The organism is Luteitalea sp. (assembly GCF_044337415.1).
Taxonomy (GTDB): domain Bacteria; phylum Acidobacteriota; class Vicinamibacteria; order Vicinamibacterales; family Vicinamibacteraceae; genus Luteitalea.
On sequence record NZ_JBIINP010000115.1, the window covers coordinates 1 to 14,233 of the forward strand.

Genomic DNA, 14,233 nt, shown 5'->3' on the forward strand with positions numbered 1-14,233 from the left:
CGGGAAGGCGAGCAGCGGCGTGCCGAAGTGGCCGTACACGGTGAGCCCCATGTCGAAGCCGAGGCGGGGCGAGAACCACTGGTGGTACTGGCGTTCCATCGCCGGTTATGAGACCCCGGAAGCGGGGTCACTGTCCAGTTGAAGTCAGGGCGCTCGGCCTATGCGCTGTCCCGGCGCCGCCAGCGCAGGGAGAACAAGCCGCCCAGCAACGCGGCGAGAGCGAGTGCCAGCGCAACGAGCACCTTGACCAGGAGGGGGAACGACGTCGAGACGTCCCCGTCCTGCTCGACGGCAATCCGTGGATCGAACTCACCGTTGATCGTTCGCTGCCCACCCACATGTGTGATGTTGATCTCGTACTCGGCGGCGTAGACGAGACTCGACCCGGCGACCTTCTTGTACTTCTTGGTCTTGCAGGACACCTTGAGGGATCTGCCCGTTTCCAGTGTCTCGGACTTCCCGTCGTCCTCCAATGCCTCGAGGCACTCCTTGTCGCCAGTGAAGGTGATGGTGTTCGACGGCGGTATCAACACTCTCACGACCGCCGTGATCGCTTTCTGGCAGTCGTTCTTTACCGTGATGCCGAACTTCTTCGCCCCACCGTCGGCGCCATCGCAAAGGTCGCCCGTGTCCTTGTTTGCCTTTTCGTTCTTGAGCATCCAGCAGCCCAGGCCCTGGCTGTTTGCGCCGACGAGTTCGACGGTCCCTGGACTTGCCTGGCGCGTGATCGTGAACGTGAAATCATCACGCTTGGTGCACTTCGCCTCGGCTGGGACGGTGGCAAGCAACATCGACACAGCACAACACATAGCCAGCACGATCGGTCTGTTCATCGCTCGGTCCTCTTGACGACGCGCATTCAGGAAACAACGTGGCTGGCCGCGGCCGGTTGGCCCGCGGGTGGCCGGCACTGGACTTCACTTCGGGTCGAGTTGGCGTGCGACGATCTGACGTACCTCCCGCGGCGCCGACGCGGCGACGTCCTGTTCCAGCACGTTCGACAAATCGACGCCTTCAGTCCGAATGGCCTCGAGATTCGCGAGGGCCCGCGTGGTACTCCCGCAGATCAGACGGGCGTTGGCCACGTCAATCAATCCGTCGACCTGCGGCGACGTCGCTGACTCGATACGCGTACTGTGCGCGTCCGACAGCTCACAGTTGCCGGCGCGCGCCCAGGTGTAGGCGGCGATGCTGAGCGCCGTCTGGTCCTGCGGGTTGACGCGGATCTCCGCCTCTGCGAGGTCCGCTGCGCGCGCATAGCCCTCACGCGCGTCCACGGCGCGGCCCTGCGCGCGCAGCGCATCCGACAGGTTTCGCTGCATCAGCGCATCCTGCGGCCTCAGCTCGACCGCCTTGCGGTACGCGCGTTCGGCGGCCTTCAGGTCGCCGAGGCCGTACTGGTACGTCCCGAGGTTGGTGTACGCAGCCGCCGACGGCCGGATGCCGAGCGCCCGCTCGTAGGCTCGCACGGCCTCGGCATCCTTCTTCTGCTTCTGCAGCGCCGCACCGAGCAACTGCAACGCGAACGGGTTGTCCGGCTGCAGCGCCGTGCACTCCCGATACTGCTGCTCGGCCTCGGCATAGCGTCCCGCGTCGAACAGCACCGTCCCCAGCGCCCGATAGTTCGGCCAGCTCGGGAAGCGCTCGACGACGGTGCGCAACGTGCGGACGCCCTCGTCGACCTGGCCACTCGCCGCTTCCAGTTGCCCGAGCAGCCGCATCGCCCGGTCGTTGCTCGGCGCGAGCGACACCACCTGCCGTAACTCCGCAATCGCATCCGCGCGCTGCCCGGTGGCCTGCAGCGTCGTCGCATGCGCGATGCGCGCCTCGACGAGACCGGGGTCGAGTCGCATGGCCTTGCCCGAGGCGGCCTGGGCCTGCACGATGAGCGCCGGGTCACGCCGCTCCCGGTACTGCAGCACCAGCACTCTCGCCAACTCTGCCTGAGCGGCCGCGAACTCCGGCTCGCGCTCTACCGCGCGTTCGAGCAGGCCACGCGCCAGCGCCAGCGCCTCGGGCTTGTCGGGACGCTCCACGTACTGCCGGGCCTGCGAGTACTCGCCGAGGGTGCGTGCGCTCGGCTCGTACGCCGGCCCTGCCGACGCGGGCGCGCCTCCCTCGCCAAGCCACTCTCGCAGCTGTCCCGACAGGCGTCGCACGATCGCCCCCATCGCGTCGGGTGCCCCCGAGGCCGTCACCGTGTGCACCACGCCGCCATCGCTCGCGCGGCGCACGGCCACGCTCACGCGCACGCCGTCGGCGCTCGGCGACACCGACGGCACCAGCACGTACGTGAGGCCCGTGAACCTCAGCTCCTTCACGAGCGTCTCGACGTCGTCCTTGAACGCCGGCACGTCGGCCGTCACCAGCCGTGCCTGCGTGAACGACCCGAGTGACCGGCGCAGGAGATCGGCCGCCGCGGCCGACACCGTGCCAACGGCCGCGTCGTCCACCCGCGCCACCACCGCGAGCGCGGGAGCACCAGACGACGCCGTCGAGAGCGACGCCGACCCGCCGTCGCCGGTCACGGCCACGCCGCCACTGACGCACGTGCCGAGGACGATGAGCGCGGTCGCCGCCCGCGTGCGCCACGAGTCGACGCCCGCCGGCGCGGCGCCCGGCAGGAGCGCCAGGAACGCCGCTCCATCGCGAGGTCGACCGTTCGCCTCGGTGGCGAGTGCTGCCGCCGACGCACGACGCAGCGCCTGCGCGGCGTGCGCCGGCAGCGGCGCGCCGGCCCGCGCGCAGTCGTCCACCATCTCCTCGACGAGCACCCCGAGGCTGTACACGTCGGAGGCCGGCAGCGGCCGCGCCCCCTGCTTCACCTCCGGCGCGGCATAGCGCGGCGTGAACGCCGGCGCGACGGTCGTGTCGCCGGTGAGCGTCACCGACGTCTGCTGCATCTGCGCGATGCCGAAGTCCACCACCTTCGCGTCGCCGCCGCGCGTCACCAGCACGTTGCCCGGCTTCAGGTCGCAGTGCACCACGCCGCGCGCATGCGCGTAGGCCACCGCTTCCACCACCTGCCGGAGCACCGTGAGCACCGCCGCTGCCTGCCGCGGCGACGCCAGCCAGTCCGACAGCGTCGTGCCGTCGACGTACTCCATCACCAGTGCGGGCGGGGAGGTCTCGATCACGTCCCGCACCCGCGCGACGTGCGGATGGTCCAGCGCCGCCAGCGCCCTGGCCTCGTGCACGAGACGACGGAGCGCCTCGCCATCCGGAAGCCAGAGGTTGCGCAATCGCTTGATCGCGACCGGGCAGTCGAGCCTGAGATCGTGAGCCAGGTCTACCGTGCCCATGCCGCCGCGCCCCAGGGGACGCTCGATGCGGTAGCGCCCGGCCAGCACCTCCTCGCGCTGGGTCTCGGGGACGCCCGGCACAGCCGGGAACGCGACGACGCCCGTGTCGACGTCGAGGAAGGGGCGCACGATCGCCGCCTGCGCCGGCGGCAGCGCCCGCAGGCGCGCCTCGCGCTCCCCGGGCGACAGCGTCCCGAGCTCGCCCAGGAGCGCCTTGATCGCCCCCCATTCCTCCGGCGTCATCGCGGTGGCGTTCACGGCTGTCGCCCTCGTGAGCTCATCCGGGCGCCGACCACGCGTAACGAGATGGACGGCATGACTTCGCCGCTCCCGCTTCCGGAGGTCTCCGTGCCCACCGACCCGATCAGGTCCACCATCGTCATCGCCCTGTCCGCGCTGCTCGCGGCCGCCGAGACATTCGCCATCGCCACGCCGCCATCCCTGCCCACTGCCGACGGCACCGCCCGGACGGTGGCCACCATCGACGGACGCCTGGAGGCCGGCGCCACCGCCATCCACGTCGTGCCCTTCGATCGCGGGCGCGCCCTCCACGCCCGGGTGCAGGCCGTGGCGCCCGGCGCCGACGTCGACCTGCAGCTCCTGTCGCCGACCGGTCGCGAGATCGATCGGGCCACCGGTCACGGCGCCCACCCCGACGTCTCCACGGTGCCGTCGGCCGAGGACCGCTACCTGATCGACGTCACGATGGCGCGCTGCCCTGCCGACATGTGTGCCTACCGGCTGCTGGTGCTCGCCCGGTGACCGTCCCGCCGGCACCAGGCACGCGCGGCGCGATCGCTCCCGATCCTCCAGACGGACACGCCCGCCACTATTCCTGCCTGCCCTGCATCAGGTGCACGGCCAGGAAGCGGCGGGCGCTGTCCCAGTCGCGCTTCACCGTGGCCGGCGACGTCTCGAGCACCGCTGCCACCTCGTCCACCGTCAACCCCGCGAAGTACCGCAGTTCCACCACGCGCGCCTGCCGGGCGTCGAGGCGCGCGAGCTCGTCGAGCGCTTCGTGGAGCCACAACACGTCGAGGTCCTGCGAGGCGCCCTCGGCCGGCAGGCCGCTGAGCGTCACGCGTTCGGCGCCGCCCCCGCGCTTCCCGGCGACGTGCGCCCGCGCGTGGTCCACCAGCACCCGCCGCATCGCCTGCGCGGCGATGGCGAAGAAGTGGCCGCGCGAGTTCCACCGGACGTCGCGCTGGTCGACGAGCCGCAGGTACGCCTCGTGCACGAGCCCCGTGGGCTCGAGCGTGTGCCCGTCGCGCTCACGACGCATGTAGGACCCCGCGAGTCGACGCAGTTCCGCGTGGACCACGGGCAACAGGGCATCGAGCGCCGCCGCGTCCCCATCGCTCCATCGCTGCAGGAGCACGGTGACGTCCGACGACGGCGCAGCGCCCCCGGGGGTTCCTGGGGAGTCGGCCATCACCAACCTTGGGAGGGATGCTTCTTATCTGCGAGAAGCGCCAGTCGTGTCAAGGCGTGAGCCGGTCCGGGGCCGGGTGCCGCGTGAACAGGCAGGGGGAAACCAGCCATGTCACGCACCACCATCGTCCTCATCGCCGTGTTCGTCGTCGCCGCCAGCACTCCCTGCCAGGGGGCCATGGCCACGTCCGCCGCCCTGATCCCGGAGGTCCCTGATTACGTGTTCGAGGCCCTCGCCGCCGGCCTCGGCGACCTCGCGCAGCCGACGGCCGCCTCGATTGCGGGAGGCGCCGCCGCGCTGTGTCTGCGGGCGGCGGGCGCATGGGTGTGGGGAGTCGCCCTCCGGCACGTGCAGCCTGACGGCCGCCCTCCGGCACGCGCGATGCGGCGCTGGGCGTGAGGCGCCGTCAGGGCGTCTGCGCCTCCTCGATCACGACCTCGGGGTCGAAGAGCACGAACCTGCCCGCCCCCGGGGTCCGTCCGCCAATCGAGAAGCTGCGCGTGAAGGTCTGCGTGCCGGCGCGGTACGGACGAGAGACGCAGGTGCGCACGGTGGGCGCCCCGCGGGCCGCCAGCACCTGCGTGAACACCGTGCCGGTGCAGTTGGTGAACTCGAGCGGCGCGTTGCCCGGCGCCATCAACGTGAACTGCACCTCGACCGGCACGGCGCACTTGTTGAACACGATGAAGCGGAACGGAATCGCGGCGCCGTTGCCGCCGGGCCCGTTCCCCGCGACGTCCTCGAACCGCTTCGTGCCGTCCTTGCGCCAGAAGCAGTCGACGCCGGGCGCGACGCGCTTGTCGCGATCGGCCATCACGTCGGATCCGGGCACAAGGCAGGCGCGCACGTCGGCGTCGCCGCGGGGGTTGCACTGACCGGCGTTGGCGTTCGCGTTGCGTCCGAACGACCGCGAGAGGTCGCCCTGGGCAGCCTCGGGCTGCGGCTGGGCACCCACGGGCGCCACCACCAGCGAGGGGCGCAGGCTCGCGACACCGGTGGCGATCAGGATGGCAAACAGCGCGGGAACGACGAGGGACGGGCGTGGCTGCACGGGGTCTCCTGGGGTCACAACAGGCCCGTGAACTCGGGGCGGGCCTGCAAGCGCTCGAGCACATCGTGCTCCAGCAGGGTGGTCAGCGTGGCGCCGCGGGCCTTCAGCACCCGGGCCATCCGGAACGCCTCCGACCATTGCCCGCAGATGGCCCAGGCGTTGGTCATGTTGGCGGCCACCGACGGGTTGGGGCTGCCGAGGGCCTCGGTGCGCGTCGCCTCGGCGCCCGCCGCGTCACACTGGCCAAGCCGGGCGAGCGCATAGGTGGCCGTCCCACGCGCACGGGCGTCGGCCGGGTTCACGCCGATCAGGGCGCGTGCGGCCTCGAGCGCCGCCGTGTAGGCCTGCAGCGCGTCGGCCTTGCGGGACTGCCGCAGCAGCGCATCGCCGAGGTTGCGGTGCATCACGGCATCACGGGGCCGTAGCGCCACGGCTTCGCGATACAACCGCTCCGCCAGCACGAACTCGCCGCGGCCGTACTGCACGGTGGCGAGGTTGGACAGGGCCGCCGCGGTGCGACGGATCTCGACCGAGCGCCCATAAGGCTGCACGGCGCCATCGAGGTCGCCGGCCATCTGGCGCGCGGCGCCGAGCATCTGGTAGCCCCACGGGTTGTCGGGCTGCAGTTGCGTGAGCACCTCGAAGCTGCGACCGGCCTCGACATAGCGGCCCGCGTTGAAGAGCGTGGAGCCGAGGGCCCGATGGTTCGCCCAACTGCCCGGGCGCAGCATCACGGCGCGCTCGATCAGGGCGACGCCCTCGTCGACGCTGCCCTGCTGCGCCTCGAGCTCCCCCAGCAAACGCAGCGCGACATCATCGTCGGGCGCGGCAGCGAGCGCCTGGTGCAATGCCGCCGCGGCTTCGGGGTAGCGGCCGCGCTCGCGCATCAGGAGCGCCAGCGTGATGCGTGTCTCGGGCAGGTCCGGCTGCCGCGTCAGGGCGTCGAGCAGCGAGAGCTGCGCCGCCTCGAGGTCGCGCGACTCGCGCGTGGTGCGGTACTGCAGCCAGTACACACGGCCGAGTTCCGCATGGGCGGCCACGTAGGACGGATCGCGCGTCACGACCTGCTGGAGCAGCTGAATCGCGCGGCCGAGGTTGCCGGGGATGTCCGCGCGCTCGGCGTACTGGCGGGCCTGCGAGTACTGCCCGAGCGAGAGCATCGACGGCTGGACGGCCGGCGCCGCGGCCATCGGCGCGGATGCCTCGCCGAGCCACACCTTGAGGTCGCGCGCCGCGTCCGCGGCCAATCGCCCCAGGTCGCCCGGCGGCCCGAACCGCGTCGTGGTGTGCACGAGGCTGCCGTCGCTGGCCTTGAGCACCGCCACGCTCAGTCGCGCCGACGACCGCATGGTGGCGACGGTCGGGACCAGGACGTGCGTGAGGCCCTGATCCTTCAACGCCTCGACCAGGCCGTGCACATCGGCCGTGAGGGCCGGCACCTCCGCGGTCACGAGACGGGCGCGCGTCAACGGACCGAGCGCGTCGCGCAGCAGGTCGGCCGCAGCCGCGGATGTCGTGGCCGAGGCATCGGGATCGAGGCGCGGCACCACCGCCAGCAACGGGACACCGCGGCTGCCCGCGGGCGTCGCCCGCCCCTCGCGCACGAGGGCGAGGCCGCCCGTGACACACCCGCCTCCCACCAGGACGGCGATGAGCGCCAGGGCGCGGGCGCGGGACGATCGGCCCGGCAGCGGCCGGCCGGCCGCCGGCGCTGCCGCGCCGATGGCCTCCAGGTCCGCGAGCAGGACGGTGGCGTCAGCCGGACGGATGTCGAGCGACTCGGCGCGGGCCCGTCGGCCGACGGCGCGGAGCTGCGTCGCAAGTGCAGCGGGAAGCGGCTGCCTGGCGCGCGTGCAGTCGATCGGCAGGTCCTCGAGCATCACGCCGAGGGCGTAGACATCGGCGGCCGGCGTGGCGGTCAGCCCGCGCAGCACCTCGGGCGCGGCCCACTTGGGCGTGAACGCCGGCTGGCGCGTCTCGTCGCTGCCAGACGACGACTCGGGGCCCGCCTGGCCGAGCCTGGCGATGCCGAAATCGAGCACCGTGGGCACGCCGTCGGCGCGAACGACGATGTTGGCGGGCTTGAGGTCGCAGTGCACGACGCCGGCGGCGTGAGCGGCCGCAACGGCCCGCACCACGCTGGTGAACGCCTGCACCACGGCGGCGGGCGACTGCCCCTGGTCGAGCCAGGCGTCCCATGTCTCGCCGTCCACGTACTCCAGCACCAGCGCCGGCGGGGCGAGATCCAGGACGTCGTGGATGGCGGCGATGCCGGGATGGCGGAGCGCCGCCAGCGCGCGCGCCTCGTGCAGCACCCGTTGCCGTGCCTGCTCGCCGCTGAGCGTGACGTCGCGGAGTTGCTTGATGGCTACGCGGCGCTCGAGTACGAGGTCCTGCGCCAGATGGACCGTGCCCATCCCACCCCGGCCGATCTCGCGATCGACCCGGTACCGTCCCGCGAGCAGGAGCGGGACCTGGGCGCCGCCACCGATCTCGGTGACGGCCATCTCCTTGGTCATGGGCGCGGGCATTATCGCTCAGGTACTCCGGGTTGACCCGCCACGGACGGGGACGCTACGCTGCCTGTCCGGGCCCGGCCCGGTCCGCCATGGCCGATCACGGTTTGACAGACGACCAGTACGAGGTGCTCGGAGAAGCCGGAGAGTGCTCCGTCTACCGGTGCGAGCACGGCTGCCTGCACCTGCAGATCGGCGATCTCAACCTCCGGATCGAGGACGACCGCTTCGCCGACCTCGCCGAAGCCGTGGCCGCCGCCGCACAGGCCGACCCGGCCCTCCTGCGCTGGGCCGCCAGCGCGGCCAAGGGCCCCGCCCACTAGAGAACGCGAGTTCCCGCGAAAGTGCACAGGTCTGCCGAGGACCGGCCTGCGGAGGCCGGTCCGGCCGGCGTTCAGCCGGGGCAGGCCGCGCCGACGCACTGAACACCGTCGCGCGTCCGTTCGTCCCACCTTCCGCGCGCTTCATCCCGGACCGCTTGTGGCCGGACTGTCGCGCGCGATAGGACGGGACATGGTTCGGCTCGGCCGCGTGGGACGTCCGCCTGGTGCGGGCGCGGAAGACCTGCCCCCCTTCGGCGGGCCCGACGGAGATGGCGCTCCCACGTCCTTCGCCACGATGGGCGAGCTGCGATCGGCGGTGGTCGACACCCTGAAGCGCCCGCATGGCAGCCACACCGACGCCATCGAACGTCGGGGCTGGGTCCTGCTGGCCGCCGTCCTCATCGTCCTCAGCCTCGTGACGATGCCGCAGCTGGCGCTGCAGTACCGCATGCGGGGCGTGGACCTGCCGCTGGCCGAGATCGTCTTCTCGGGCTTTGCCACGTGGATGCCGTTCCTGCTGCTGGCCCCGGCGATCTTCAGCATGGCGCGCCGGTTCCCGCTCGAGCCGGGGACCTGGCGCCGATCGCTCGGCCTGCATGTCCTGTCGTCGCTCGGGGCGTGCGTCGCGTACGCCGGCTGCCGGTGGGGCGTCAGCCACATCCCGGTGATCGATCCCACGCCGCTGCCCTTCTCCTGGCTGCTGGTGTCGCAGTTCTACCTGGCATTCCAGTCGTACTGGGTGCTCGTCGCCGTGCACCAGGCCTGGCACAACTACAAGCGGTTCCGCGACCGCGCCCTGCGGGCCTCGCACCTGGAGGCGCGCCTCGCCAAGGCCCAGCTGGAGGTGCTGAAGGGGCAGTTGCACCCCCACTTCCTCTTCAACACGCTCAACGCCATCTCGACGCTGGTGCACCGGGACCCGTCGGCGGCCGACGAGATGATCACGCAGCTGAGCGACCTGCTCCGGATGTCGCTGGACTCGATCGGGGTCCAGGAGGTGCGCCTGGGACAGGAAGTGGAGTTCCTGAGCCGCTACCTGGATATCCAGCGGACGCGCTTCCAGGATCGGCTGAAGGTCGACGTCGACGTCCCGGAACACCTGCTGCACGTGCTCGTACCTAATCAGGTGCTGCAGCCCATCGCCGAGAACGCCATCAAGCACGGCCTGGCCACGCGGCCGGAGTGCGGGCGCATCGAGGTGAGCGCGCGACGCAGCGGCCACTGGCTCGACCTGGCCGTGCGCGACGACGGGCCGGGCTTTCGCCTTGGACCTGAAGGCCTGCCCATGCGCGGTCTCGGCCTGCGCAACACGCGGGAACGCCTGCGCGAGCTCTACGGCCCCGGCGCCGTGCTCACGCTCTCCAACCATCCCGACGGCGGAGCCGTGGTGCGGCTGCGCCTGCCGATCGGCGACGCCGCGGACCTGACCGCGTCGGTCGAAGGAGTCTCTGCATGACCTTGCGCACCCTGATCGTGGACGACGAACCCCTGGCGCGCGAGCGCGTGCGGATGATGCTCGGCATGCACGACGACGTGGCCGTGATCGGCGAGGTCGGCGACGGACAGCAGGCCGTCGACGCCATCCGTGATCAACGCCCCGATCTCGTGTTCCTCGACGTCCAGATGCCGGGCGTGGACGGCTTCGGCGTGCTGCAGGCGCTCGAGGGCGAGGACCTGCCGCACGTCGTGTTCGTGACCGCCTACGACCAGTACGCGCTCAAGGCTTTCGAGGTACACGCGCTCGACTACGTGCTGAAGCCCTTCAACGCGGAGCGGTTCGGGCAGGCGCTGCAACGGGCGCGCGCGGCCATCGCGAAGCGCCACGAGGCCGAGGCGCCGGTCGACCGCGATCATCTGCGCTCGCTGGTGGCCTCGCTCACCGCCGAGCAGCGCGAGAAGCAGCGCATCGTGGTCAAGTCGTCGGGCCGCGTGTTCTTCGTGAAGGTCGACGACATCGACTGGATCGAGGCCGAGGGCAACTACGTCCGGCTGCACATGGGCAACCAGTCGCACCTGCTGCGCGAGACGATGAAGGGCATGGAGTCGGTGCTCGACGCGGGGCAGTTCATCCGCATCCATCGCTCCACGATCGTCAACGCGGACCGGATTCGCGAGTTGCAGCCGCTCTTCCACGGCGAGTACGCCGTCATCCTGCGCGATGGCACCCGCCTGGTCGCGAGCCGCGGGCCGGACAACCGGCTCAAGAAGCTGCTGGCCGAGGCGACGATTCACGGGTAGGGGGAAACGGCAGTCGGCGGTCGGCAGTCGGCAGTCAGACCCGCATGAGTGCCCGGATGCGGTCGGCCTGCGTGGGCCAGGTGGCCAGCAGCGCGGCGCGGTCGCCCGCCTGGTAGTCGCTCACGTCGAAGCCTGGCGCCATCGTCGTGCCGAGCAGTGCCCATCGACCACCCGGCACGAGGCGTGTGCCCTGCCAGGCGTCGCGCGGCGCCACGTGCTGCACGCGCTGGCCGGCGCGCAGGTCCTGTCCGAGCACGACCACCTCGCTGCGTCCATCGGGATGCAGCAGCAGTTGCTCGACGGGATCGCCGAGATAGAAGTGGTAGACCTCGTCGGTCGGCAGGCGGTGCATCGCCGAGAAGCCGTCCGGGTCGTCGGTGACCAGGTAGTAGATGGCCGTGCCGAGGGCCTTGTCGCCCGCATACCGCGGCCCGAGCGTGCCGCCCGCGACACGCTCGGACGACACCCACGTCTGGCGGAAATACCCACCCTCGCCCGGCAGCGGCGAGAGATTCAACATCCTGATCAGTTCGAGGCGAGTCATGGGTGATCGGCGACGGGCTATGGGCTGCAGGCTACCTGAAGCTCGACGCTGTGGGCCGCGTTGGGACAACGGGCCCTACCTCGGGCAGGCTGTAGCCGGTTAATACGCGCGATTGGTCAGCACGCCGCCGTCCACCACGAGCTCGGCGCCGGTGATCCAGCGTGCGGCCGGTGAGGCGAGGAACAGGCACGCGTCGGCGACGTCCTCGAAGTCGCCGAGGCGGCCGAGCGGCGTCGCCGCCGTGTAGGCCTGCACACCCTGCGGCCAGGCCTCGGCCAGCCCCGGACGCCCGATGAGTCCCGGCGACACGGCGTTCACGCGGATGCCCAGCGGCCCGAGTTCCCGGGCCGCCGACTTCGTGTACATCACCACGCCGGCCTTCGCGGCGCTGTAGTGGCTGTGCGCCGGCGCCACGTTGCTCGCCTCGATGGAGGCGATGTTGACGATGGCGCCAGGACGACCCGCCTCGCGCAGGGCGCGCGCCGCCGCTTGCGTGACCAGGTGCACCGTGCCGAGGTTGGCCGTCACGACCGCCTGCCACTCGTCGAACTCGACGTCGATGATGGTGCCGAGCGGGTAGATCCCGGCGTTGTTCACGACGATGTCGGGAACGCCCAGGGTGGCCGACACGGCGCGCACCAGGGCGTCGACGTCGGCGGCGCGGGCGAGGTCGGCGCCGAACGCACGGGCCTGGCCACCGGCCTGCGTGATCCGGGCCACCACGTCCTCGGCGCCCGCTCGGCTCTGGCGGTGGTGCACGGCGACCCGTGCGCCCGCCTCGGCCAGCCGCAGGGCGATGCCGGTGCCGATGCCCGTGCCAGCGCCCGTGACGAGCGCGGTGGTACCCGTGAGGTCGAGGAGCGTGGCGACGGGCGGCGTGGGCATGCGCCGCCCATCTTACCGGGGCTGGACGTGGGTGGCGTCGCCGCCGGCGAGGGCGCGAGATGGCGGTCCTGCGCCGTCCACACCCAGTGGCCGACGTGGGCGATCTGCTGGGCGCGCTGCAACCGGGCGCTCGTTTCAGCCAGGGCCAGCTCGGCCCGCGCCCGTCGTCCGAGCTCCACGCGCAGCAGGCCCCACAGCAGCGCGGCCGTGACGGCGACGAAAGCGAAGCCCTTGAGCGTGCCGTACGCGGCGTACGACGCATGGTCGGGAACGAAGAACCCGAGTGCGCGATCGGACAGCAGGATCCAGAGCGATGCGAAGACTGCGTAGGCGCCAACGATGCGCGCGATCGCGAACGAGAGGCTGCGCGGCCCCGCCGTGGGGGTCTCAGACATCGGTCGCGCCAGTATGCGCCCGATGGAGGTAGGCATGGCCCGCGCTCAGGGTTCCAGGGGAAGCTCGAGCGCGAAGACCGTGCCGGTCTCCGCGTTGGACCCGAAGCGCAGCGTGCCACCGAGGTAGCGTTCCGTCATGAGTCGGGCGCCATAGGTGCCGAGGCCCCGGCCGACACCGCGGGTGGAGTATCCGCGCTGGAAGACCTGCAGGCGGGCGGCCTGCGGCATCACCGCAGGGTTGTGGACGGTGAACGTGGCCCGTGGCCCGTCGCAGGAGTGACGCACTGTCACCTGCTCCCCGCTGGCCGACGCTTCGAGGGCGTTCTTGACGAGGTTGCCCAGCACCCGCCGCAGGAGCACGGGGTCGGTCATCACGGTGGGGGCGCCGGGGAGCACCTGCGCGACCACCGTCTTGCCTTCACCGACCTCGTGCTGGGCGTAGAGCTGCCTGAGCTCGTCCAGGAGCGGCGCGGGGCGCACCGGCACGCGGTTCACCGCGAGGGTGCCCGCTTCGGCGGCCACGAGATCCCGTTGGGCCTGCAGTTGCTCGACGAGGTTGCTGGCCAGCCGCGATGCCATCGGCGCCAGGCTGATGGCCTCCTCGGGCGACAGATCCGGCCACGCCTCGAGCAGGCCCTGGAGCCCGCCCGCCGCATTCAGCGCGTCGTGGAAGAACATCCGTTCCAGCACACGTCGTCGATCGGCGTCGCTCGTGTCGCGCAGCACCACCATGATCGTGCGCACGCCCTCGACATCGAGGGGCGCGCAGTTGATGTCGGCACTGAAGGCCGCCTCGCCGAAGGACCCGTCCTCGCGACGAATCCGGCAGGTCCGCTCGACGGGCGCCTGCCGCACCCGCGCCTCGCGCAGTGCCTGCGCGGCACCGCACAGGGCGCACGACTCCGTGGTGCCACACCCATGAGGCTGTTCAAGGGCGTGCACGCAGCCGAGCACCTCCCCGATGCGACGCCCGGCGAGCTGCGCGCGGCCAGCGCCGGTGAGGCGCGCCAGCCGCGTGTTGGCGGCGATGATCTCGCGGTCGGCGTTCAGGAGCGCGGCCGGCGACGCCACCCCCTCCAGCATCGCCACGACCATGGGCGCCGCATGTACGTGAGTGACCTGCTCGTCGAGCAGGTCGGGACTGGTCCGCTGGGGGGTGTCGAAGAAGGTTGCCCGGACGGTCATTACGGCCTCGTGGCGGATACGGCACGCCTGTATCCGCTCCCCAGCGGCCGGGGAGTGCGCGGATCGAGGAAGTCATCGGCCATCCTGCCCCGAAGATGAGCAGTCCTAACCTATGGAAGGACCCTGCCTGGCCGCGACGATTCTCCGGGTAGGCGGGCGCCGCAGGTCACGGCCGCCGCCCACTTCCGTGGGGGACGGCCGGTGTGCCGGTGTCCGTCAGGGCAGGAACGGGAAGAGGCGCTTGATGTCCTCGGGCGTCGGGCGACGTCCGTACTCGCAGATCTCGAAGGCCTCGGCCTGCTGCACCTTCGCAGCGCCCTCCTTGCCGTAGTACTTCTCGAGGCCGGCGCGCACCGTGGCGT

13 protein-coding genes are annotated in these 14,233 nt (G+C 71.5%); 5 read left to right on the plus strand and 8 right to left on the minus strand.

What is annotated here, in order from left to right; all coding sequences use genetic code 11:
- Nucleotides 1-158: 158 nt before the first annotated feature.
- Both ACIRDX_RS15225 and ACIRDX_RS15230 read right to left on the minus strand, forming a co-directional pair.
- Nucleotides 159-833 carry a hypothetical protein gene (locus ACIRDX_RS15225; RefSeq protein WP_396626290.1) on the minus strand — a complete coding sequence of 225 codons (675 nt, stop codon included), beginning with the start codon at nucleotides 831-833 and terminating at the stop codon, nucleotides 159-161.
- An 84-nt stretch (nucleotides 834-917) separates the two neighbouring features.
- Entirely contained in the window at nucleotides 918-3,560 is a 2,643-nt protein-coding gene (locus ACIRDX_RS15230) for a protein kinase (protein ID WP_396626291.1), read from the minus strand.
- Nucleotides 3,561-3,617: 57 nt separating this feature from the next.
- Here ACIRDX_RS15230 and ACIRDX_RS15235 point away from each other — a divergent pair, with 57 nt between their 5' ends.
- On the plus strand, nucleotides 3,618-4,064 hold the full coding sequence (locus ACIRDX_RS15235; protein ID WP_396626292.1) for a hypothetical protein: 447 nt from the start codon (nucleotides 3,618-3,620) through the stop codon (nucleotides 4,062-4,064).
- A gap of 67 nt (nucleotides 4,065-4,131) precedes the next feature.
- On the opposite strand, the gene ACIRDX_RS15240 is transcribed toward ACIRDX_RS15235, so the two are convergent.
- A complete protein-coding gene (locus ACIRDX_RS15240) occupies nucleotides 4,132-4,734 on the minus strand; it encodes a sigma-70 family RNA polymerase sigma factor (protein ID WP_396626293.1) in 603 nt (200 codons plus the stop codon).
- Between the two features lie 108 nt (nucleotides 4,735-4,842).
- Here ACIRDX_RS15240 and ACIRDX_RS15245 point away from each other — a divergent pair, with 108 nt between their 5' ends.
- A complete protein-coding gene (locus ACIRDX_RS15245; RefSeq protein WP_396626294.1) occupies nucleotides 4,843-5,133 on the plus strand; it encodes a hypothetical protein in 291 nt (96 codons plus the stop codon).
- 7 nt (nucleotides 5,134-5,140) lie between these two features.
- Here the strand turns inward: ACIRDX_RS15245 and ACIRDX_RS15250 are convergent, their stop codons facing one another.
- Nucleotides 5,141-5,785 (minus strand): hypothetical protein, encoded by a 645-nt coding sequence (locus tag ACIRDX_RS15250; RefSeq protein WP_396626295.1) that lies wholly within the window; start codon nucleotides 5,783-5,785, stop codon nucleotides 5,141-5,143.
- Between the two features lie 14 nt (nucleotides 5,786-5,799).
- Complete coding sequence (locus ACIRDX_RS15255) at nucleotides 5,800-8,304, minus strand: protein kinase (RefSeq protein WP_396626296.1); 2,505 nt, start codon at nucleotides 8,302-8,304, stop codon at nucleotides 5,800-5,802.
- Between the two features lie 104 nt (nucleotides 8,305-8,408).
- Between ACIRDX_RS15255 and ACIRDX_RS15260 the strand changes: the two genes are divergently transcribed.
- The 3 genes from ACIRDX_RS15260 to ACIRDX_RS15270 all read left to right on the plus strand — a co-directional run bounded on the left by ACIRDX_RS15260 (nucleotide 8,409) and on the right by ACIRDX_RS15270 (nucleotide 10,862).
- Nucleotides 8,409-8,624, plus strand: a complete 216-nt coding sequence (locus tag ACIRDX_RS15260) for a hypothetical protein (protein ID WP_239491269.1) — start codon at nucleotides 8,409-8,411, stop codon at nucleotides 8,622-8,624.
- A 190-nt stretch (nucleotides 8,625-8,814) separates the two neighbouring features.
- Nucleotides 8,815-10,080: a sensor histidine kinase gene (locus tag ACIRDX_RS15265; protein WP_396626297.1), complete on the plus strand. Its 1,266-nt coding sequence runs from the start codon at nucleotides 8,815-8,817 to the stop codon at nucleotides 10,078-10,080.
- Nucleotides 10,077-10,862 (plus strand): LytR/AlgR family response regulator transcription factor, encoded by a 786-nt coding sequence (locus tag ACIRDX_RS15270; protein ID WP_396626298.1) that lies wholly within the window; start codon nucleotides 10,077-10,079, stop codon nucleotides 10,860-10,862. The genes ACIRDX_RS15265 and ACIRDX_RS15270 overlap by 4 nt, the downstream gene beginning before the upstream one ends.
- A 34-nt stretch (nucleotides 10,863-10,896) precedes the next feature.
- On the opposite strand, the gene ACIRDX_RS15275 is transcribed toward ACIRDX_RS15270, so the two are convergent.
- The 3 genes from ACIRDX_RS15275 to ACIRDX_RS15285 all read right to left on the minus strand — a co-directional run bounded on the left by ACIRDX_RS15275 (nucleotide 10,897) and on the right by ACIRDX_RS15285 (nucleotide 13,871).
- Complete coding sequence (locus ACIRDX_RS15275; protein WP_396626299.1) at nucleotides 10,897-11,406, minus strand: cupin domain-containing protein; 510 nt, start codon at nucleotides 11,404-11,406, stop codon at nucleotides 10,897-10,899.
- Nucleotides 11,407-11,505: 99 nt separating this feature from the next.
- A complete protein-coding gene (locus tag ACIRDX_RS15280) occupies nucleotides 11,506-12,291 on the minus strand; it encodes an SDR family NAD(P)-dependent oxidoreductase (RefSeq protein WP_396626300.1) in 786 nt (261 codons plus the stop codon).
- Between the two features lie 440 nt (nucleotides 12,292-12,731).
- Nucleotides 12,732-13,871, minus strand: a complete 1,140-nt coding sequence (locus tag ACIRDX_RS15285; protein WP_396626301.1) for an ATP-binding protein — start codon at nucleotides 13,869-13,871, stop codon at nucleotides 12,732-12,734.
- Nucleotides 13,872-14,233: the final 362 nt, after the last annotated feature.